Genomic DNA, 21,359 nt, shown 5'->3' on the forward strand with positions numbered 1-21,359 from the left:
ACGGGGGATTCGTTGATATTTTTTTGAACGGTACTTGTGCATTCACTGTCCTTACGATGATTATCATCGTGACCGCGTTCATCGTGATGGGAATCCTCGCTAACGTGAACATGAAGCTGGTTAACAGTATCATCTGAATCTAGATGAGAATGCATCCATGGTTGCGCTAATACAGAGACGCAATACAGACAGAGAACTAAGCACAATCTCCAGCGAATATTTATTAACAAATTAATCATTTGGAAAATTTTGATTTGAGAAAAGTTATTAGTTAAAACTGAACAGCAAGAGTATAATTCAAGAATGGAATTATTGTCAATGATTGTGAGCCAATCAAAATTACCGCTATGATTTGTTCCTTGAAAAAGAGTAAATAATTATTACGTGTGCGGAAGGAGTGATAAGCGGATTTATCTTTTTCTTTCCCTTTCGTGGACTCAGGTGCCCATAGGGTGCCCTTTTTGCCATTTTCCCTCTGTTTTATCTCAAGCAAATTCCGTCTCTCGGCACCACTGATAGATAAAGCTAGAACTCGCAATGAGTTAGGGCCTTCTTGTGTAAACGGCGGTTGAAAAGTGCAGTGGAGGTCGGTCAGAGAAACCAGTTGCAATTGCTGAGAGCTGCACCCTATTTTTTAACGTCAAATATCCAACATGTTCTAACGACGTACATTAAAATTGTGTTGAAACAATCAACATTCAGCCTGATAAATTGTTGTGGATTACAACACTTGCTTTATCCAGCACGGATAACATGTTACGCTGAAAAATCGATATTTAATTGAAATACTGTTGAATTGTTAAACACCCGGCAGCCTTCCGCTCCTTTTCACCATTCTTATCCTGTTTTTCAGAATCCTGTAACATTCTAATTCCCAACATGTTACAATTTCACTTTTTTGCTCGATTTTTTTGAGTCCTGGCATGCAATTTGACTATGCACTTTAATGGAATGCGTAAAAACCGAAGCCAAATCTGTGTTAAAAAATTCTGCAATGGAGAAGGCAATGGTTATTCTGCTTGTACTGATGACAGCTGCGTTATTTGTATCAATAGAACTGATCCGAGATTACCGGGCAAAAAACCAGGACCGGGTGAGAATTTCCCCTGAAATATCGGCGCTTTCCCCGGTGGCGGATACCGCATCTGAAACATTGAAAACAATCAAGGAGCCCGAAGGATTGTTTTACAGCCCGACTCATACATGGGCTTTCCTCGAAATGAATGGGAAAGTAAAAATTGGTATAGATAATTTCCTTCAACGAATCATTGGGGAAATAGATAAAATCGAGGTCTGTTGTTCCCAGGAAAATACAGCTAAAGGTTCACCGGCCATTACGCTGAAAAGTGGAGGACGGTTTCTTAAAACAAGAATTCCAATCGATGGCGTAATCGAAGCAGTAAATGAAAAGGTCCTGAACAATCCGGGGATATTACTCAGCGATTCCTACAAGGATGGCTGGATTCTAAGCCTGAATCCGACCAGCTTTTTAGCAAACATACGTTCCATGATTTTCGGAAAAAATGCGCAATATTGGCTTTCCAGTGAGATGGAAAAATTGAAAACTATTCTTACTCAGCATCCATCAGCCAAACCTGTCTCCTTCCAAACCATGTGTGATGGCGGTCTGCCCGTACTGGGTGTAAGTGGCTTAATCGATGACAAGCTCTGGGAAACAATTAAAAAAGAATTTTTCGGAGACGAGAATTAATCTCCGTACCAGATGCAAAGAATATAATTAATATGTAAGCACTGAATTCCCTGTATGATATGTCACTTTTGGCTTTAATGGAATCTGCTCTCATGGTATGAATCAGCTTCATGCAAAATGCAAAATCAAGATATGTCAGCGTATATCGATTGAGGCCTTTAAAGAAAAGGATTAATCCGAAATGGATAGAAAAATGTTTTTTAAAACCTTACAACTTTCCGTTGGCGCAACCCTGTTATGCAACCAGGTTGGAGCGGCTGAGACAGTGGATAGTGAAAAGTCAAATTTACTGGGATTGCTGATTGATACGACCCGGTGTCTGGGTTGCAGGGCTTGCGAATTCGCTTGTGCAGAGGCAAATGGCTTGCCGGAGCCTGATGATGATGAATCGGTATTGGATAACCAGCGTAAGACATCGGAAACACAGTTGACGGTGATAAACAGGTGCGAAACTGATGCCGGCGAAGTTTTTGTAAAAAAGCAATGCATGCATTGTGTTCAACCAGCATGCACAGCCGCATGTCTTACCAAGGCAATGTATAAAACCAGTGAAGGACCGGTTATCTGGCGCGGGGAAAAGTGCATGGGTTGCCGCTTCTGCATGATATCCTGCCCTTTCGATATACCAAAATTCGAGTATAACAGCGCAGTTCCCAAAATACTTAAATGCAGAATGTGTTTTGATCGTCTCCAGAAAGGAGAGCAACCGGCCTGTGTGGAAAACTGTTTTGGGGATGAAGCTCTTCTCTTCGGCAATAGAAGCGATCTTCTGCAGACTGCAAGAAGCCGGATATGCAGTGAACCTGAAAAATACATTAGCCACATTTACGGAGAACATGAAGTAGGAGGTACAGAATGTCTTTATCTGGCCTCTGTTCCTTTTGAGAAACTGGGATTCAGAAATGACCTTGGCACGAAACCGTTTCCAGAGCTTACCAAACAATTCCTATATACAGTTCCCGTTGTCGTTACCCTTCTTCCGCCTTTTCTGCTTGCATTGAGCCGTGCTTACGGACCAGAAAAAAACCATAAAGAAGGCGAGGAATGAAATGAACGGGAAAGAGCTTAAACTTTCAGAACTCAGCAGGGAAACAATCAGCAGGGAATTAAGCAGATTTTTCAAATTCATGCTCAGCGAATTGAAACCTAAAGGCAAGCTTCTGACTCCGTTCAATGTAATCGCCGGTTTCATCCTCATGTTGGGAGCTGTTCTGCTTGTAATTCGCTTTACCAAGGGTCTTGGTTCCATTACCAATCTTTCTCAAGAATACCCTTGGGGTTTATGGATCGGATTTGATGTGGTTACCGGTGTCGCATTCGCCGGGGGAGCCTATGTCGTTACGTTTTTAGTCTACATCCTAAGAATAGAGAAGTATCATCCGATTGCAAGGGTCACCATACTCAACGGCTTCCTCGCCTATGTATTTTATGCCGGTGCACTCCTTCTTGACCTCGGTCGTCCTTGGAACGTGATCAATCCGATAATCGGTAACTCATTCGGGGTGAGTTCCGTGCTTTTTCTCGTCGCCTGGCATTTCATGCTCTATATGATTGCGGAGTTTATCGAGTTTTCACCAGTAATTGCAGAATGGCTCGGGTGGAAGAGAATAAGAAAACTGCTTGTCTCGCTCACTCTCGGTGCAGTAATTATGGGGATTACTCTTTCAACGCTTCACCAGTCAGGTCTGGGTGCGCTTTATCTGATGGCCAAGAATAAGGTGCATCCGCTCTGGTATTCGGAGTTCATCCCGATCCTTTTCTTTGTCTCAAGCATATTTGCGGGCTTGTCGATGGTGATCTTCGAGGGAACCCTCAGCCATAAAGTGTTTAAAGACCAAATATCATCCAGGCATCGCGATTCTCATAAAAACATAGTTCTCGGGCTGGCAAAGATCTGCGCAGCCACCATGTTTGTTTACTTGTTTTTGAAGCTGCTGGTTTTTTTGCACGACCGAAACTGGTTATTGCTTAACACTCCAATGGGTTACTGGTATCTGTTGGAAATTGTGGGATTTGTTCTGTTGCCCTGTATATGCTTTTTGTACGGATTTAAGCGCGTGAGCATGCCTTTAATCCAAAAGGCAGCAATTCTTACTTTGGTCGGGATCATTCTAAACAGGCTAAATATCTCAATCATTGCCTTTAAATGGTATGAATCGGTGAGATATTACCCCACCTGGATGGAAGTGGAAGTTACTCTGGCCGTTGTAGTGGCTGAAATTCTGGTTTACAGATGGATCATTAACAGAATGCCTGTTCTCCAGGAAATCCCTCAATGGGCGATAGATAAAGCCAGGCAAAAGCGGAAAGAAGAAATGGTTTCCGGAGAACGTCCTGATATCCTGATAGATTCGGGTGCGAAATGATTTGGTTAAAACGTGGCCCCTGTATGTTGAAGTCTGTCTTTTCTCCCTGGGAGGGCCGCGGTGGAACATGGCGGAATATTTTTCTTTCGGCTTACCTGCAGAATAAGGAGTCAGAAAAATGGAAAGCTTTTCTTCCGTAGACATCTTTGCCACTAAAGGCCTGGAATATTTGCTGGTTATCGGGTATTTGATGGTACTTGTAGTATTCTGGAAATTTCTTAACAGGCCCTCTTTGGAACTACAGGGTGCCGCAGCGCTCGGAGAGATTGAAAAACCAAACAGTTCGTGGTTTCAACTTGCAGACGGATTCTACTTCCACCAGGGCCATAGCTGGGCAGTGCCAGTAACAAAAGATGTGGTGAAAGTAGGAGTGGATGACTTTGCGCAGAAATTGCTCGGTCAACCGGAATCCATAGAACTGCCGGAACAGGGTTCTCGGATTGAACAAGGAGGTAAAGGTTGGGGCTTCAAGATCGATTCAAGGTTTATCGATATGCTGTCGCCTGTTAACGGCGAAATTCTTGATGTTAATGAGGAAGTCCTCAAATCCCCGGAATTAATCTGCACGGAACCGTACGGGAAAGGCTGGCTGATGAAAGTGAAAGTCTCCAATATGCGGAATAACTTAAATAATTTAATCTCCGGAAAACTGGCCTTCGCCTGGCTGGAGGAAACCATCAATAAACTCCGAGTAAGGTTAGTCGGCGATCTGGGAACGGTTTTACAGGATGGAGGGACACCGCTAAGCGGATTTGTCAAAAATCTCTCCCCGGAGAAATGGGATGAGATCGCCCGGGAATTTCTCCTGGTCGAATAAAAGTTCTGATTGCAATGGAGATAGAGAATTAGCAAAACCAATTTGGCTTGAGCTTCCAGGTATCCCTGTCCATGCTGGTATTTAGAGGTCAATTTAGTTGATAATCTCTCCCTTCGAGTTTGAAATTTAATTTGTGATAGCTGAAGGAACTTATGATTGACAGGAAGAGAAAAGAAAAGAATGTACATCGGTTGGACAACAGATGTATCTGGATGCAGGCGGGGATGATTACATATAAATTATGTTCCCTCGATTTCTGCTGTGAAGATTGCGAGCTGGATAGAGTGCTCAGGGGCCATAATGAGTCTGCCGGTCAGGAGGAATCCGGTCTTATATTTCCAGCAATAAAAGCATTGACATTTGAAGAGATCGTTGGTGAAACAGGCTTATTGAATCTATATGATTATTCGTTGATTCGCCTCGTCTATAACAGTTTCCCAAGCATTCTCTATTCCCCCGAGGTACAATATCTCCCTTCACATCTCTGGATCTTCAGAAGTAAAAAAAATACAATCAGAATAGGTCTTGACGATTTTATCGGCAGGTGCTTGGAACCGATTGAGCAGATTGTTTTTCCGATTATGAAAAATTATCTCAAGGAAAAAACTGCAATTTGCCGGTTATTTTTCGGTGATTGGAATATTTGTTTTCATTCTCCTGTCTCTGGCCGGATTACTGCAATTAACAGGATTGCTCTCCAGGAGAATCCGAATGCTCTTCAAAAAGATTCCCATCGCAAAGGCTGGCTGGTAGAAATACAACCCGATAGAGATAAGTTACCTCACTCCTTTGTTGAAGGTCTAGAAAATATAAAACAGTGGTACAACAAAGTTTTTCTGGAAATTTTTCAAGGCATTTCTGAGTTAATCGGTCAGCCGGGATATAATACCGGGGCAACAATTGCCGATGGAGGCAGGATGGTTAACCATTTCAGACAAGCGATCGGGAAGGAAAATTATATCCGGTTATTAAAAAAAATACTGATGCATAACTGATTACAACTCTTAAGTGATAAAATATTCTTAAATTTCTGCATTGGCGCGGTATTAATCCCTCCGCACCGGGGCGCTAAAGTTCTCCCCACAGGATAAAACGGGATTCAAATGTTTACTTGGACAGACGCTGCAACCTATATTATAAAAAGACGACCAGCGACAAGCTGATCTCTTCTTACCAGGTATCAGACTGTTATTGCTCCTGAAGTTATCCGGCGCCGTCACATGGCATCCCTGTCTTGGTGACTGCTCAGACCAGTGGAGATTTCTACAAAGAACACAATCATCCGGGGAATACGAAACCGGCTTCCTTGGTAAACAGTTTGACTTTAACCTTAAATTAACTCTCTCCTATGATTAAAGCATTCATTTTCCGGCAGCTTAGTACTCGTCTTTTCATTTTGCTTATTATCCTGTTAATCGGGTCGCTTTCTGTTTACACCTATCTGAATATAAAGGTACAGAAAGAACACCTGATGGAGAATGTTATCGCCAATGCCGACAGGGCAAGCGAACTTATCCTTCGTTCCACCCGTTACAGCATGCTTCTTAACAGGAAGGAAGATGTCTATCAGATTATTCGAACAGTGGGCGAGGCCTCCGGCTTCGATGGAATCCGAATTTACAATAAAACCGGCGAAATAATATTTTCAACCGATCGGAACGAGCCGGGACATAAAGTCGACATGAACGCCGAAGCATGTAATATCTGCCACGGCGAAAGTGCTCCCCATAAAGCCATTTCTTCAAGCCTGGCAACACGAATATTCCAGTCAGCGAAGGGTTACAGGGTATTGGGATTAATCAGTCCCATTCGGAATGAAAATGACTGCTCATCCGCGAGCTGCCATGCTCACCCGGCTTCCCAAACGATCCTCGGCGTCCTGGATGTCAAGATGTCGCTAGAGTCAGCAGATGAAGCGATCGCCGAAAGCGAGAGGAAGACGATCATCTTTTTTCTGGTGACCATATTGGCAGTGGCCCTGGTTTCGGGAATCTTCATCTGGCGAATGGTGCATACTCCTGTCAAACAATTGATTCTCGGCACACGAGCTCTGTCCGAGGGAAACCTTGAGCATCGCATTCAAATCAACAGTTCCAATGAAATAGGCGAATTGTCTCGTTCCTTCAATAAGATGGCAGAGGATCTGCAAAATGCCCGGAATGAAACAACCAACTGGTCGAACACGCTGTCCCAAAAGGTAAAAGAGAGGACCGAAGAGTTGCAGGAAGCGCAGGGCCATATCATTCAAGTTGAAAAAATGGCCTCACTTGGCAAATTATCCGCTATCATGGCCCACGAAATTAATAACCCGCTGGCTGGTATCCTCATTTATACAAAGCTAATCCTGAAAAAACTGGATACCTATAAATCACCTCAGGGGAATCAAAGTGATTTTAAAAAATATCTCACTCTTATTGAAAATGAAACCAGCCGCTGCGGAAATATTGTAAAGAACCTGCTGCTGTTCGCCCGGAAAAGCAGTACCGAGTTTAAAAAAGAGGACCTCGCCGGCATCATCGATAAAAGCACTCAGCTCATAAAGCATCACCTTGCTATCCAAAATATTCAATTTCATAAGCAACTACCGGAAAATTCGGTATATATCAACTGTAACGCTAATCGGCTTCAGCAGGCTTTGGTGGCCTTGCTCATCAATGCGGTAGAATCTATGGACTCGGGTGGTAACTTGAGCTTGGAAATGCAATTATGCAAGGCCAATAAGTTTACCGAGATAAAAATATCCGACACAGGGCATGGGATCAGGAAGGAGCTCATTCCCAATATTTTCGAACCGTTCTTCACCACAAAACAAAAAGGCAAAGGGGTCGGATTGGGATTATCGGTGGTCTATGGGATTGTCAAAGATCATAACGGAGATATTCAAGTGGTTTCCGAAGTAAATAAAGGGACAACTTTTACTCTTCTCCTACCGGTTGATACCGAGCCATCTTCCATCGGGGAAGAATCAACAGTCGAAGCACAGAGTAAATACCATGAAAAAGAGTGAAAACTATCGGATCCTTGTTGTGGACGACGAATTTTCTGTCCGCGATTCTCTTTATAATTGGTTCCGCGAGGACGGATACGAGGTCGAAACAGCTGAAAACGCCCAGGAAGCATTAAAAAAATTCCAGGAGAAATCTTTCGACATCGCTCTTTTGGATATCAAGATGCCTGGTATCGACGGCATTGAATTACAGAAAAGAATAAATTCAATCGCTGGTGATACAATTATTATAATTATCACCGCTTTCGCCTCTGTAAGGACTGCTGTCCAAGCTCTTAAGGAAGGTGCATTTGATTATATTACAAAACCCTTCGATCCAGACGAATTAAGTCATCTGATAAAAAATGCCTGTAACCAGCGAAAACTGAAAGCGGCAAATATTCAGCTAAAGGAACAGTTGCAGGAACTGGCCGGTTTCGAAGATATAATCGGCGAGAGTCCCGCGATGCAACAGGTGTTCGAGTTGGTGGACACTGTATCGAAAACTGATTCCAACGTGATGATCCGGGGAGATAGCGGAACAGGCAAGGAATTGGTTGCCAAGGCAATCCACAGAAAAAGCAATAGGATGTATTTCCCAATAATAACTGTCAATTGTGGTGCGGTGGCGGAAGGTCTTATGGAAAGCGAGCTGTTTGGCCACGAAAAAGGAGCGTTCACTGGCGCCCATTATAAGCGTAAAGGTAAATTCGAAATGGCGGATGGAGGGACTATTTTCTTCGATGAAATCGGTAATATCAGCATGAAAATGCAGATGGAATTGCTGCGTGTTATTGAAACAAAACAGATTACACGCGTCGGAGGGAACGACACTCTGCATGTGGATTTCAGGCTAATCTGTGCAACCAACCAAAATCTCGAAAAAGAATTGCAGAACGGCAATTTCAGGGATGATATTTATTACCGGCTCAATGTTTTTACAGTTAAACTACCCTCTCTCAGAGAACGGCGCTCCGACATTCCCCTCCTGGTAACTCACTTCATAAAGAAATATAGTGATGTGATGAATAAGGATATTTCAGGAATTGAGTCCCAGGCTCTAGATACCCTGGTAAAGTACAACTGGCCGGGAAATGTAAGAGAACTTGAGAATGCTATTGAAAGGGCCATAGTTGTCGTTAAGGGCAATCTGATTACCCTCAGCGATCTCAGTTTTCAATTTGACAGCTTTTCTGAAAAGTCAGCCAGTGAATCTCTTGCTGATCTGGAGAAAAAACATATCGCTGAAATTCTTAAATCGACAGGTTGGAATATTTCCCAATCAGCCAATATTTTGAAAATCGATCGTGGGACTCTGTATAATAAAATTAAGAAATACAAACTAACAGACAAGAACTAATCATGGTTCCCATCCAGATAATTCCTTTTTCCCTGGATACTAGTGATATTATCTCTTCGGTAACTGAAAGGCTGAATGAGGTTTTTGGAGTAAAAGCAACAACCGGCAACAGGTCGGTCAATTTCGAACAAACTTATAGCCAGGATCGCAATCAATACCATTCAACCGAACTTATTCGTAATCTGTTAAAGCTATATCCCGATAAAAAACATAAGATCCTAGGGATTACCTCCCTCGACTTGTTTATCCCCATTCTTACATTTGTATTCGGTGAAGCCCAGCTGGACGGCTCCGTCGCAGTTGTGTCTTCGTGGAGACTTAGACCTGAGTTTTATGGCCTGCCACTAGATGACAATCTATTGAGGGAAAGATTTACAAAAGAGTCGATCCATGAATTAGGCCACACTTTTGGCCTTATCCATTGTCCATTTTATGAGTGCGTAATGCATTCATCCACGTGCGTAGAAGAAATTGATTTAAAAGATTATAAGTTTTGTGCCGAGTGTAAAAAGATATTTCAATTAAAAAAAAACAACCACATGTTAGCAGCCACAGATATACCGGCGCTTAATTTATCAAACGTTATAACTGCTGTTTATTAATGAGGATCGGCAATAGATAACTTATAGGACGTTCAAAAGTCTCAACCAAATTGAAGAGTTGAGACTTTCAATACATTTGACCTGCCCCTCTCCGCATAGCCACTGATTATCAACTTCATATCCGCTCTGTGCCAAGCGATCTCGGCTTTGGCTATCAAGAGATCTAGGGCTAAGGTTGATCTTTTGGTAGGGAGTTGTACTGCTCTGATTCTCGATGAGGGGCGATTTCTAATTTGACAAACTTCCTGCAAACCTCTATTTCTGTTTGGAAAACATACACACAGACCTGCCGCCTAGTACACCGATCCGGCCAGCCACACTCGACCTATCTCAAGTAAAACATCCTTTTTCAAAAGTGCGTAAACTCTACCAGTGGAGGATATTGCATGAGGCTTATCCTGATGCGGCTTTGATTGTGCAAGGTGCAATTCCACCCAATACTCCCAACAAGGAGAGGCTGCCATGTATAAGGGTATCATCTTTTTTCTCATTGCCTTTTTTATCGTTTTTTTTGCCTTTCTAATGGAACCTCGGCTTGAACGCGTCCAACATAAGTTTACACATATTTTTGTACAATGTTGTTGACAAGGGGTCAAAAGTAAATAAATTAGGAATGAAAAACAATTGTCAAACACCTGCCCCAACCGATATTATAGCCGGCTGTTTGAAACATGGCTTGATATTTCTAGAGTGCATCTTTCGTAACTGCTCCAGAACAATTGCTTCCTGCCAGAATGCTTTAGGGTATCTCTAATTGAAGATCGAGGGTCTATTAATTGAAGACCATTGCACGCCTATGGAATACGCTGCCTGGCCCTGATCAGGTAAAACGCCTGGTTATTATTTTTGTTCTCATCGTATCTGGTTGGTTTGGGTTAAGGCAGAGGTTTGTACCGAAAACATTTGGCGACGCCGGTCACTATCGCTTAACGGCGATTGACTCAATTGAGGCCCTGCCTGTTTCTTACCTGGGGCAGGCTGTATGTGCAGAATGCCACGATGATATCAACGAACTTAAATCCGTAAGCTATCATCGGGATTTATCTTGTGAGATTTGCCACGGCCCGGGGGCAACACATCTGGAAGACCCTTCGACTTATCAGTTAAAACCTCCGAAAGAAAGAGGTCTATGCACGGTATGCCACGCTTATAATCCATCCAGACCAACCGGTTTTCCTCAGATCGATCCGATGCAGCACAACCCCCTGGACCCCTGTAACAACTGCCACGATCCACATGACCCGACGCCACCATCTACGCCGGAAGAATGTGGAGCTTGTCACGGAGAAATCGCGAGAACAAAAGCGATCTCTCATCACGCCAGCTTAATCTGCATCCATTGTCACGACACTCCTGACGAACATAAAAACAATCCTAGGGCAGCTACCCCGCAAAAGCCAAGCAACCGGCAGTTCTGCGGGTCGTGCCATGGAGAGAATGCGGACAGTGGGAGAGAGATCCCTAGGATTGATCTTGAAAGTCATGGCGGATCAACTCTTTGCTGGGAATGTCATTATCCTCACTACCCAGAGGCCTATTGATGGACATGCGGCAGAATGAAATAAGCCGAAGAAGTTTTCTACTGAAGGCAGCGGCATACGGCCCGGTCTTTTTCGTGCTCGGCCCCAAAGTTTTAGATGCAAATGAGGAGAGATCAACGGGAGACGATGGACCGGTGCTGTATTATGCCATGGGCATTCTAGTGAACAAGTGCATCGGGTGTGGAAGATGTGTATCAGGTTGTAAAAAGGAAAACAGCGTCCCGAAAGATCCGTTCTTTTTCCGTACCTGGGTCGAACGTTACATTATCACAACCGATGGAAGTGTAATAGTTTACAGTCCTAATGGTGGAATAGATGGCTTTGATGAATTAACGGAAAAATATTCTCTGTTGCGCTCCTTTTTCATACCCAAATTGTGCAATCATTGCAGCAATCCTCCATGTGTACAGGTATGTCCTGTCGGCGCCACATTCAGCACCAAAGACGGAGTAGTTCTTGTAGACAAAGATTACTGCATCGGTTGCAGATATTGCATTCAGGCGTGTCCCTACGGAGCCCGATTTTTAAATCCGGAAACGAAGACAGCGGATAAATGCACATTCTGCTACCATCGCCTGGCCAAAGGAATGCTTCCTGCTTGCGTGGAAGTCTGCCCCACTAAGGCTCGTGTTTTTGGACAGATTGGCTTGCGCAGCAGCCCCTTGACTCGCTTTCTCCGGTTCAATGCGATTCAAGTTCTAAAGCCTGATTTAAATACTGGGCCCAGAGTTTTTTACGCTAACCTGGATGGAGTGGTGAACTAAAATTGGATAGAATATTAGAACAACTCGAACGCAATTTATCCCAGATAGTTGGTTATATCTATCCCAATGAAATTGAATTGCACTGGGGCATTTTAATCGTCGTATACCCTTACATTACCGGGCTTGTTGCGGGAGCATTTATCCTGGCATCTCTGGAGCGCGTGTTCAATGTAAAGGAAATTATGCCGACTTACCGCCTTTCCCTGCTTACTGCTCTTTCGTTTTTGCTCATCGCGCCGCTTCCGCTTCTGCTGCATCTCGGACACCCGGAACGATTTTATGAAATAATGATAACACCGCACCTTGAATCGGCGATGGCAATGTTTGGTTTTGTTTATATCTGGTATTTGATGATGGTTTTGATATTGGAAATATGGTTTGAATACAGACAGGACCTGGTGGTTTTGGCCCGTGAAGGGTCGGGTCTAAAAAAATATTTTTATTACCTCCTCACGCTGGGCTCCTTAGACCTGTCGGAAAAATCCCTGCGATTCGATAAAAAGGCGGTTGGTTTTATTACTATCTTAGGTATCCCTTCGGCCTTTATTCTGCATGGATATGTCGGATTCCTGTTTGGTTCCATCAAAGCCAATCCTTGGTGGAGTAGCGTGCTGATGCCGATAGTTTTTCTTTTTTCTGCAATCGTCTCCGGAATAGCCTTGATGGTTCTCGTTTACGGGATCAGCACTCTTTTACGCGGCAAGTCGATTAACATGCCCTGTATGGACAAACTCGCCACCTATCTTCTGAATGCACTTATCATAGACCTCTCGCTGGAAACTCTCGATTTCATACACCGGGTTTACGAGTCGGTTGAGTCAATACATATCATGGGACAGATGATTTCTCAGAAGTTATTTATTTCTCTAATAGTAGTACAACTAATGCTGGGTACACTTTTGCCCATAGTGCTGATTGTCGTGACAAAAACGTTCAGCGTGCCCGCAGAATTGAGGCGGCTTGTATATTTTATGGCGGCAATCTTTGTCCAGATCGGAATATTCAGTACCCGCTGGAATGTGGTGATAGGAGGACAGCTTTTCAGCAAAAGTTTGCGGGGCCTGACAAATTATAAAATGGAATTACTCGGCGTCGAAGGGTTGTTAATTTCTATCGGACTGCTGGTCTTACCTGTGATAATACTTATCGTTATGATTAAAATCCTGCCGCCCTGGAAAGAACACATCGGCGCCGCCAGCTGATCCGGAGTTAATCTTGGCAACTCTCTCTTTGCTTGAATGAATTAAGTGCTCTTGAAATGAAGATACTCGGATTCCACTCGATCAGAGATTAAAAACGTTCCGCATGGTGAGGTGAAAAAATGGAATACATCCTCGTTTACGGTATAAGCATACTGGTTGGCTGGATAGCCCACTATTGGAAAGCCCGGAACGGGATTATCTGGGGTTTATTGACTTTCGCCCTGATGTTGCCTCTGATTCCGTTCTATATGATGGGGGGTACGTCGCTTGTTTCCCTGGGAGCGGTCGTGGTCGGGATAATCGTCGTGGGCTGTATGTCATTTTTACCGGCGACAAAAGCCTGCCCTTTCTGCAAGCGCCGGAATCACGTGGATGCGGCGGTGTGCTCTCACTGTAAGAGTAATCTGAATGTGGAAGTCGATACTTCTGGTGGATGATGTTTTTCTTCGTCCGAAGCTCCGGGATACAGTAAAAAAGGCTCAAACTGCTGGCATAAAGTGCCAGGAACTTGGCATAATGCCCCGTGGCTTGCCGCGGGGATAATCATCGGGTGAAAGTTCAGCCACGGGTTTTGCAAACAAAGCCGGCAAGCAGATGCCTGCCCGCTCTTATGTCGATCGGGCTTTTTCAGATCCGCTACCCCAACCCTGAGTTAACCCGCACTAGCCGTAAAATCTTCCCTGCAACAGATAATGCATTCGGCAGTCAAGCCGTTAACCGGAAATTAACACGCATTTTTACCGATAGTAACACGGTCGAAACAGGATCTTAATATTCGGCTGTTATGTTATCGCAGGTGAAAGAGTGTTTCCGCAGCCGGTCACCCAGCGAAAGGAAGGGAAAATTGAACGTCAAATGTCTGGCCGTCAGTTTCGCAATCGCCGCCGTGATGCCAGCCAGCGGGATCTGCGGTGAGCTAAGCTTCGAGTCCTCGATGATGAGCAAGTACGTCTGGCGGGGAGTTGTCGTATCCGGCGAGCCGGTGATGCAGCCGACTGTCTCGGCAGGATACGGTAAGCTCAGTTTCAACGTCTGGGGGAATATCAATCTGTCGGACGGGCAAAACTACGACGTGAACCTCAACGAAGTGGACTACACTGTCGATTACGCCGCCGTTTCCGGCCCGGTCGGCATCTCCGTAGGCGGGATTTATTACACCTTCCCCAATACGGGAGTTGGCGCAACCACCGAGCTGTTCGCCAGTCTAAGCATTCCCTCGATCCTGAATCCCTCGGTCACCATCTACCAGGATATCCAGGAGGCGGAAGGGACTTACCTGTCGCTCGGGATCGCGCCCAGCGTGCCGATCAACGCCTGGAACAGCAGTTTGGACCTGGCGCTGTGCCTGGGTTTCGGCTCCGGCAGGCACAACGAGTTCTACTACGGAGCAAAGGGGGGAGCGTTGACTGACTTTTTCCTGGGACTCAGCATGCCGTTCAGCCTGTCAGCCAATACCAGCCTGGTTCCAGGTATCGCGTTCGTGAACCTGCTGGACAGCGAAATCCGGGGAGCTCAGTCCAGTGACGATAATCTGGTGGTGGGGCTGACTTTCACGGCCGCCTTCTGAGCCGGTCTTGATCAACAACAGGGTGAATCGCATCGGCCGGTCGCGATTCACCCTGTTGCAATTGCCGTCGCTAACCCGGCAACCGATTCCACCGTTTCCGCCATTCCACCGAAACGATCAGAAAAAATTGATATACAGCGCAGCCACGATCGCGATCAGCACGATACTCCACAGCTTGAACCGCAGGTACCAGGGCACGCGCCTCACCTCCGCCAGAGCCTCGTCGCTGAACGAGCGGTCTACAATCGCTCTGGCCGGAATCTCGGCTGCCTGGTTGCGGTACAGGTAGATAATCAGGCAGCAGAACAGGAAATCCATCCCGGCGCGGTTGAGGAACGCGACTCGCGGCACCAGCTCGAACGCCTCGGCAACCGTGAACAGGATCGCCCAGGCCGGTCCGGAGATCAGGGTCACGACACAGCCCCGCGCGGTGGCTCGTTGGTAGAAAAAACCGGCCAGGAACACAGCGGTCACTGCGGGCCAGGCAATCGACCAGAACTTCTGGATGTAGGTGAAAATCGCGACGAGGTCTTGCAGGAAATAGCCGAACACGGTGGCGACCACCAGCACCGAGAAAGCGGTGATCTGCCCCATCCGCACCAGTTGACGGTTGTCGGCGTCGGGCCTGAGATGGCGCTTGTAGATATCGAAGGTGAAGATCGCGGAGCTGGAGGTCAACAGCGAGGCGATAGTCGACATCACCGCGCCCATCAACCCGGCCATCACCAGGCCCGAAATCCCCGCCGGCAGCAGGTTCTTGACCAGCGCCGGGAACGCCAGGTCGGCTTTGGAGAGCGCGAACTCGCTGCTGAGCAGCCCCGAAGCCGGATCGTAGAGCCGGAACGCGATAATACCCGGCAGCACAACCAGTACCGGCACCAGCAGCTTGAGGTAACCGGCGAACACAACCCCCATCTGGCCGTGCCAGACACTCCTGGCGGCCAGGGTCCGCTGGGTGATAAACTGGTTGCAGCCCCAATAGAAAATGTTCGCCAGCCACAACCCGCCGAAAAACACGCCGATCCAGGGCAGTTCCGGGTGGTTCCACGACTGCACCATGTGGAATTTCTCCGGGCTGCCGTCCATGATCGCCCTCAGCCCGCCGATCACGGTTCCGCTGTACTCCGGCGAGACACTGCCCACCTTGATCAGCCCGACAATGGTCACCGCGAGCCCGCCGACCATCAGTACGCTGACCTGCACGATGTCCGTGTAGGCGACCGATTTCAGCCCGCCGTAAATCGTATAGCCTCCCGCCACCAGGCACAGGATCGCCAAACCCCAGGTCAGCGGCAGGCCGAAAATCGACTCCATCGCCAGCGAACCGGTGTACAGCACCACCGCCAGCTCGATAAAGATATAGCCGACCATGCTGATCACGGCGAAAATCAGCCGGACCTTATAGTTGAACCGGGTTTCCAGAAACTCCGGCATGGTGGTTATCTTGGTCTTGAGGTAATAGGGCAGGAAGAACTTGCCGTAGATTATCAGCGCGATAGCGGCCAGCCATTCGTAACTGGCGATAGCCAGGCCGATCGAGTACCCCTGGCCCGACATGCCCACGAAATGGTGTGTGGAAATGTTGGCCGCGATCAGCGACCCGCCGATAACCCACCAGGTCAGGTTCCTGCCGGCCAGAAAATAGTCGTCGGAGACCTTGTTTTTGCGTGATACGAGAATACCGATCGAGAAAACGATTATCAGGTAAGTTAGGAAAATGACCAGGTCCAGGTTCAGTTTTTCCATGCAGCGTTCCTTTCCGGCAGACCCTGTGAAGGAGTTTAATTCGCGGATGAAAAATCCGTTTGATCTTTCGATACAACCCTGGGGCAGGTTAAGCTATCCCAGCCTTACAATCAAGAATTATCTGCATAAGAAAGGGAAAAAATAACTGGCGATTATCCCGGCCGGGGCGCATCTTTCGCCTTAATCTGATGGCCACCTTCAAACTCGGGTGTGTACCGCATGGCTGACGAGCCAAATCGTGTTCCCCAGGGCAGGGTCGTTTCAATTGACGCGCTGCGGGGATTCGATATGTTCTGGATTATCGGCGGCGAGGGGCTGGTGAAAACCCTGATCGTCTTTTCCGGCATTGCGTGGCTGGCCCCCCTGACCGGTCAACTGGAGCATACTCATTGGAACGGGTTCACTTTTTACGACCTGATATTTCCCCTGTTCCTCTTTATCGTCGGAGCCAGCATGCCGTTCGCGATCAGCCGGCGGCTGCAGCGCGGCGATGACCGCGGGCAGATATATTCTCATATTCTCAAGCGGTTTGTCACCCTGCTGTTGCTCGGCTTTATCTACAACGGCCTGCTCGACTTCGATTTCAGCCATTTCCGCTTCACCGGAGTTCTGCACAGGATCGCCTTGTGTTACCTGTTCGCCGCATTGATCGTGATGAACACCGGCGTGCGCGGGCAGGCCGTAACCGCGGCGATCATCCTGCTTGCCTACTGGGCGATCATAAAACTTGTCCCGGTCCCCGGTTTCGGGGCCGGAGTGCTGACTCCCGAGGGCAACCTGGCCGCTTATCTCGACCAGAGATTCCTGCCCGGCGCGTTCTGCTGCTACCAGTTCGGCGACAACGAGGGTATCCTGAGCACGGTACCGGCGGTTGCCACCACCCTGATGGGCGTGCTGTCCGGCCACTGGCTGAGAACCGAACGGGGCGGCGCGGAGAAAGCCGCGAAACTGGCCGCCGCCGGAGTAGTCAGTCTGCTGGTCTCGCTGGTCTGGAACCTGGCTTTTCCGATCAACAAGCTTCTCTGGAGCAGCAGTTACGTGATCCATTCCGGTGGCTGGAGCCTGCTCCTGCTGGCCGCTTTCTACTGGGTAATCGACGTCAGGGGCTGGCGGCGCTGGACCTTGTTTTTCGTCGTGATCGGCTTGAACCCGATCACGATCTATGTCCTCCAGTCCCAGTTCGATTTCGGCTTAATTTCCCTCATCTTCACCCGCGGCTTTATCGACCACCTGGGCGCGTTCAGACCGGTGGCCGAAAGCATAGGGTATCTGCTGTTCGGTTGGCTGTTCCTGTATTTCCTCTACAGGAAAAAGATTTTCCTCAAGGCCTGAGCGAACCGTACAAATCTTTCGATCAAGGAGGTTGCCGTGGTGCTCGAAAACAAAATCAACCGCAGGAAGTTTATCGGCTCGGCGGCCGCCACCGCGGCGCTGAGCATAGTCCCCAGGCGCGTGCTGGGCGGACCCGGGTTCGTGGCCCCCAGCGACAAGATCAACCTGGGTTACATCGGGACGGGTACCCAGGGACTGCGCGAGTTGGCCCGCGTGCTGCGCGACACCAATATCCAGGTGGTGGCGGTCTGCGACCCCAACACCGACAGCACCGACTACGTGGACTGGTCGCGCCACGGCCTGCGCAACAGTATCCGCCGGCTGCTGGACAAGCCCGCCTGGGGCGAAAACGATCCCGGTATCCACGCCGGCCGCGAGGTGGGCCGCCAAATTGTGGAAGCTTGCTACGCCAGGGAAAAACCCTCGGCCTCCTACACTGGCTGCGCCGCCTACGCCGACTTCCGGGAACTGCTGGAGCGGGAGCAGGGCCTGGACGCGGTTAAAATCATGACTCCCGACCATCTCCACGGGGTTATCTCGGTGGCGGCGATGAAAAAGGGCCGGCACGTGGTGATGCACAAGCCGCTCTCCAACGTGATGGACGAGGTGCGGAAAGTGGCGAACACCGCCCGCGAAACCGGGGTCGCTACCCATCTCTCTGCCTGGAGCGGGCCCAACTCGATGCTGACCATCCGCGACTGGATCGACGCAGGGGCGATCGGCACTCTTCGCGAGATCCACAACTGGATCAATAAGCCGATCTGGCCCCAGTGGCCGGCAGCTCCCTCGGATACGCCTCCCCTGCCCGCCGGTCTCGACTGGGACCTGTGGCTGGGACCGGCCGAGTACCGTCCATACCACCCCAACTACACCCACGCCGTCTTCCGCGGCTGGTACGATTTCGGCAGCGGCATCCTGGGCGACATGGGCCACTACAGCCTGCTGCCGGTCTTCCACGCCTTCGACCTGGATGCGCCGGTGATGGCGGAGGCCAATGCGAGTTTCACCTGCCATATCGTGGACGGAGTCAGCGGCTGGCAGGAAAACGACGTCGCCTTCCCCACCGCCAGCACAATGCGCTTCCGCTTTGCGGCCAAAGGGACCCGGCCGCAGCTCGAGCTGTTCTGGTACGACGGCGGCATGAAACCGCCGACTCCCGAAGAACTGGAAGCCGACAACAAAGAGATGCCCTCGAGCGGAATGATGTTCGTGGGGGACGACGGCAAAATTATCGGCGACTTCCACGGCAACAGGCCGCGGATTATCCCTGCCGCCAGAATGAAAGAGTTCCGGGCGGATTACGGCAAGCCGGAAGCAGACACCGACCGGCGAGCCGACTGGGTGGGAGCGTTCAGGGGCGGCTCGCCAACCCTGGGGCGGTTCGAGAAAACCGCCGCCTGCGCGGAACTGGTCTGCCTGGGAGCAGTGGCGCTGCGTAGCGGCCACAGGCTGTACTGGGACTCCGCGGCGATGAAAGTCACCAACGTACCCGAGGCCAACGACCTGCTCTACCGCAAGTACCGCAAGGGCTGGGCAATCTAATCCGGCTTGGAATTATCAGCGCGCCGGGATATTCAGCTCAGGTGCCCGCCGCCGGAGACGCCGTTGATCGTTATCTTGTCCCCGTCCACATCGGGGCGGCTCAGCAGGTAATCCAGCCGTTTCTTTTAACCCGGCGCTCAGTCGCCGGCCTGTTCCAGCCTCCTGCGCAGTTCGGCCAGCGCTGCGTCTGCCCGCTCCAGCAGGCGCAGCCGTGAGGCCTCGATCCTGAAAACGAGCTCATCGGATGCGTAGTAGGCCCTCATCTCCTCCAGCCGTTCGATTGCGGCGCGCAACTCCTCCGGCTCGCCTACCGGCCGGCCGTCCACCAGCACGTAGACCGGGTTGGTGTGCGCTTCCAGCTCGACAGCCTCGTCACCCGCGCCGCTGGAGTCGGTCACGGCGTGCAGGGCCAGCCAGGAACTGCGCTCGAGCGTGATTGTGTCGCGGATTTCCCACGAAGTCTCGGAACCGTTGGCGTAGGTGCGGCTGACACGGCCGTTGACCAACAGCCGCGCCTGGCTGACCGGCCGCCAGTGGCGCAATGTTGCCGAGATAGTTACCTCACCCTCGCCAGCGGGCAGGCGCACTTCCGAGCCGGGCACCTCGCCGTTGACGTCGAATTCCACAAACGGGCCGTTGGTCAACAGGATATTGCCCTCTCCGATCCCGTCCATCCATTTATCGAACTTCAGCTCTCCCTCGACCCGGATATACATCCTGTCCGGCCCGAACGGCGGAATCAGCCGGGGCCACCTCTCGTGGCGGGCCAGGCTGACGGGAAAATCGCTGCCGGCGGTGCCGGGGATGCGGAACCCGCAGGAGAGCGCGTTGTACCAGAACGCGGAGTTCATCATGCCGAACTGGAAGACTTCCAGGAAGTCGATATCGCCGTGGGCCAGATCGATCATCGCGGCCGAGTATTCAACCCCGCCGTCGCCGTGGGCGTAGCCGACAACTCCGCCCAGGCGGTGCGCGTCGACGAACAGCTCCGCGCTCAGCGGGTCGGCGAACGCGGTCAGGCCGTAGGTCAGGCCCTGGCTCACCGGCCGCACCAGGCTGTCGATCCCCAGCATCAGGTTGTGGCCGTAGAAATGGCTGCGCTGCTCCTCGCCGGAACGGATGAGATAATCGCCCTTGCGGGCCTGAGCCGATTCGCCCCAGCCGTACTGGACAGCCGCCTGATCGCGGCGCTGGAGCTGGAGAAAATGGCCCACCGAAAGGCCGTCGGCCTCCAGCAGGCCCAGATAGAGCCGGTCGTCCGACGGCTGGCGGCTGAGGTGGATATGGTCGTCGCCGCCGTACCAGCCCTCGGCTGCCAGGTCGATCCAGCGCTCCAGCTCGAATTCCAGTTCCCGCTCAGCTCCGCTCAGCTCGAATTCGGCGTGCAGGGGAAGGAACTCCACACCCTTGTAGACATCGAGCTGGTACTTGCCGGGCAGCATCGGCAGCGTGGCCTGGCCGGTCAGGAAATACCAATGGTGTTCGCTGCGGTAAGTCATATCCAGCACGGGGATCGAGGGCTTCATCGGGAAGGCGTGGTCGTGGTAGTGCAAATCCATCACGATCGGCAGCCGCCAGCCCAGCGAGTCGATGAGGAACGGCTGGTCGTTGAACCGGAAATAGGCGCGGACGGGAACCGGAGCGCCTTCGTGGAGGAAACGGATCGTGACCGGGAAGCTCTCCGGGTCCACCGCCGGACCTGCCGGGAGCTGGCTGTCCACGCCGCCGACAGTGCAGCCGGCCAGCAGCATTGTGCTCAGAAGGGTTGCGATAACGCTGCGGATCATTTTTCGCTCTCCTCTCGAGGTGCGGATACAAGTTGC

At 49.7% G+C, this 21,359-nt stretch carries 16 protein-coding genes; 14 read left to right on the top strand and 2 right to left on the bottom strand.

All coding sequences use genetic code 11. From position 1 onward, the window contains the following. Positions 1–946 precede the first annotated feature (946 nt). The 12 genes from FVQ81_04440 (at position 947) to FVQ81_04495 (ending at position 14,916) form a co-directional block, all read left to right on the top strand. A complete protein-coding gene (locus tag FVQ81_04440; GenBank protein ID MBW7995817.1) occupies positions 947–1,711 on the top strand; it encodes a glycine cleavage system protein H in 765 nt (254 codons plus the stop codon). A 181-nt stretch (positions 1,712–1,892) separates the two neighbouring features. After that, the gene (locus tag FVQ81_04445; GenBank protein ID MBW7995818.1) at positions 1,893–2,759 is read left to right on the top strand and encodes a 4Fe-4S dicluster domain-containing protein; all 867 of its coding nucleotides are present in this window, start codon (positions 1,893–1,895) and stop codon (positions 2,757–2,759) included. A 1-nt stretch (position 2,760) separates the two neighbouring features. Next, on the top strand, positions 2,761–4,077 hold the full coding sequence (gene hybB, locus FVQ81_04450; GenBank protein ID MBW7995819.1) for a Ni/Fe-hydrogenase cytochrome b subunit: 1,317 nt from the start codon (positions 2,761–2,763) through the stop codon (positions 4,075–4,077). A 118-nt stretch (positions 4,078–4,195) separates the two neighbouring features. Beyond that, positions 4,196–4,894: a glycine cleavage system protein H gene (locus tag FVQ81_04455; GenBank protein ID MBW7995820.1), complete on the top strand. Its 699-nt coding sequence runs from the start codon at positions 4,196–4,198 to the stop codon at positions 4,892–4,894. 152 nt (positions 4,895–5,046) lie between these two features. Further along, positions 5,047–5,889 (top strand): glycine cleavage system protein H, encoded by an 843-nt coding sequence (locus FVQ81_04460; protein ID MBW7995821.1) that lies wholly within the window; start codon positions 5,047–5,049, stop codon positions 5,887–5,889. Positions 5,890–6,242: 353 nt separating this feature from the next. Further along, entirely contained in the window at positions 6,243–7,901 is a 1,659-nt protein-coding gene (locus FVQ81_04465; GenBank protein ID MBW7995822.1) for a HAMP domain-containing protein, read from the top strand. Next, positions 7,888–9,240, top strand: coding sequence for a sigma-54-dependent Fis family transcriptional regulator (locus FVQ81_04470; GenBank protein MBW7995823.1), 1,353 nt, complete (start codon positions 7,888–7,890; stop codon positions 9,238–9,240). The genes FVQ81_04465 and FVQ81_04470 overlap by 14 nt, the downstream gene beginning before the upstream one ends. A gap of 2 nt (positions 9,241–9,242) precedes the next feature. Beyond that, positions 9,243–9,842 carry an archaemetzincin family Zn-dependent metalloprotease gene (locus FVQ81_04475; protein MBW7995824.1) on the top strand — a complete coding sequence of 200 codons (600 nt, stop codon included), beginning with the start codon at positions 9,243–9,245 and terminating at the stop codon, positions 9,840–9,842. A gap of 776 nt (positions 9,843–10,618) precedes the next feature. Further along, positions 10,619–11,383 carry a hypothetical protein gene (locus FVQ81_04480; GenBank protein MBW7995825.1) on the top strand — a complete coding sequence of 255 codons (765 nt, stop codon included), beginning with the start codon at positions 10,619–10,621 and terminating at the stop codon, positions 11,381–11,383. Positions 11,384–11,532: 149 nt separating this feature from the next. After that, entirely contained in the window at positions 11,533–12,147 is a 615-nt protein-coding gene (locus tag FVQ81_04485) for a 4Fe-4S dicluster domain-containing protein (GenBank protein ID MBW7995826.1), read from the top strand. 11 nt (positions 12,148–12,158) lie between these two features. Next, positions 12,159–13,349 carry a polysulfide reductase gene (locus tag FVQ81_04490; protein ID MBW7995827.1) on the top strand — a complete coding sequence of 397 codons (1,191 nt, stop codon included), beginning with the start codon at positions 12,159–12,161 and terminating at the stop codon, positions 13,347–13,349. Positions 13,350–14,193: 844 nt separating this feature from the next. Beyond that, positions 14,194–14,916, top strand: coding sequence for a hypothetical protein (locus tag FVQ81_04495; GenBank protein ID MBW7995828.1), 723 nt, complete (start codon positions 14,194–14,196; stop codon positions 14,914–14,916). A gap of 117 nt (positions 14,917–15,033) precedes the next feature. On the opposite strand, the gene FVQ81_04500 is transcribed toward FVQ81_04495, so the two are convergent. Continuing rightward, entirely contained in the window at positions 15,034–16,662 is a 1,629-nt protein-coding gene (locus FVQ81_04500) for a sodium/solute symporter (GenBank protein ID MBW7995829.1), read from the bottom strand. Positions 16,663–16,881: 219 nt separating this feature from the next. Between FVQ81_04500 and FVQ81_04505 the strand changes: the two genes are divergently transcribed. Together FVQ81_04505 and FVQ81_04510 are read left to right on the top strand one after the other, a co-directional pair. Next, positions 16,882–17,994, top strand: coding sequence for a DUF5009 domain-containing protein (locus tag FVQ81_04505; GenBank protein ID MBW7995830.1), 1,113 nt, complete (start codon positions 16,882–16,884; stop codon positions 17,992–17,994). A 39-nt stretch (positions 17,995–18,033) separates the two neighbouring features. Further along, positions 18,034–19,536, top strand: a complete 1,503-nt coding sequence (locus FVQ81_04510) for a Gfo/Idh/MocA family oxidoreductase (GenBank protein MBW7995831.1) — start codon at positions 18,034–18,036, stop codon at positions 19,534–19,536. Between the two features lie 137 nt (positions 19,537–19,673). On the opposite strand, the gene FVQ81_04515 is transcribed toward FVQ81_04510, so the two are convergent. Beyond that, entirely contained in the window at positions 19,674–21,323 is a 1,650-nt protein-coding gene (locus FVQ81_04515) for a hypothetical protein (GenBank protein ID MBW7995832.1), read from the bottom strand. Between the last annotated feature and the right edge of the window lie 36 nt (positions 21,324–21,359).

This window comes from Candidatus Glassbacteria bacterium (assembly GCA_019456185.1).
In the GTDB taxonomy this organism is placed as follows: domain Bacteria; phylum Gemmatimonadota; class Glassbacteria; order GWA2-58-10; family GWA2-58-10; genus JAJRTS01.

Coding starts and splice junctions, on each gene's coding strand:
- FVQ81_04440 (MBW7995817.1), top strand. CDS start 947: ATGGAATGCGTAAAAACCGAAGCCAAATCTGTGTTAAAAAATTCTGCA.
- FVQ81_04445 (MBW7995818.1), top strand. CDS start 1,893: ATGGATAGAAAAATGTTTTTTAAAACCTTACAACTTTCCGTTGGCGCA.
- hybB (MBW7995819.1), top strand. CDS start 2,761: ATGAACGGGAAAGAGCTTAAACTTTCAGAACTCAGCAGGGAAACAATC.
- FVQ81_04455 (MBW7995820.1), top strand. CDS start 4,196: ATGGAAAGCTTTTCTTCCGTAGACATCTTTGCCACTAAAGGCCTGGAA.
- FVQ81_04460 (MBW7995821.1), top strand. CDS start 5,047: ATGATTGACAGGAAGAGAAAAGAAAAGAATGTACATCGGTTGGACAAC.
- FVQ81_04465 (MBW7995822.1), top strand. CDS start 6,243: ATGATTAAAGCATTCATTTTCCGGCAGCTTAGTACTCGTCTTTTCATT.
- FVQ81_04470 (MBW7995823.1), top strand. CDS start 7,888: ATGAAAAAGAGTGAAAACTATCGGATCCTTGTTGTGGACGACGAATTT.
- FVQ81_04475 (MBW7995824.1), top strand. CDS start 9,243: ATGGTTCCCATCCAGATAATTCCTTTTTCCCTGGATACTAGTGATATT.
- FVQ81_04485 (MBW7995826.1), top strand. CDS start 11,533: ATGGGCATTCTAGTGAACAAGTGCATCGGGTGTGGAAGATGTGTATCA.
- FVQ81_04500 (MBW7995829.1), bottom strand. CDS start 16,662: ATGGAAAAACTGAACCTGGACCTGGTCATTTTCCTAACTTACCTGATA.
- FVQ81_04505 (MBW7995830.1), top strand. CDS start 16,882: ATGGCTGACGAGCCAAATCGTGTTCCCCAGGGCAGGGTCGTTTCAATT.
- FVQ81_04515 (MBW7995832.1), bottom strand. CDS start 21,323: ATGATCCGCAGCGTTATCGCAACCCTTCTGAGCACAATGCTGCTGGCC.